The organism is Streptomyces sp. P9(2023), assembly GCF_032436795.1.
GTDB lineage: Bacteria > Actinomycetota > Actinomycetes > Streptomycetales > Streptomycetaceae > Streptomyces.
This window is the reverse complement of record NZ_JAUPWM010000338.1, coordinates 1-290: the sequence shown is the minus strand read 5'-3', so window position 1 is coordinate 290 and position 290 is coordinate 1. Positions and strand designations below refer to the sequence as shown.

The 290-nt window shown below is 64.1% G+C and carries 1 protein-coding gene; it reads left to right on the top strand.

Features of this window, described 5'->3' with window-relative positions; genetic code table 11:
- Positions 1–290, top strand: a 290-nt coding sequence (locus tag Q5762_RS37855) for a hypothetical protein (RefSeq protein ID WP_315896848.1), incomplete at both ends; no start/stop codon positions are given.

Here is a 290-nt window from a genome sequence, read left to right as displayed (position 1 = left end):
GAAATGCCGCCGCTGAAGATGGCCTTTGAGGATGGGTCCATCGCCATCCCAAAAGATGCCGACCATCTGTCGGACCTGCGCGTGGTGCGGCTGCAACGCGGCACCCCGCGCGTGCCTGCCCTGCGCACCGGCGAAAAGGGCAAGCGGCGACATGGCGACTATGCCGTCTCTCTGGCGCTGGCCTATTTTGCCAGCCGGGGAAAGCTCAGCGAATATGACTATCGCGCTGTGGGCGGACGCGATGGGGACCGTGAAGAAAACTGGCTTGGACAGCCGGTCGGGGGCGAAGA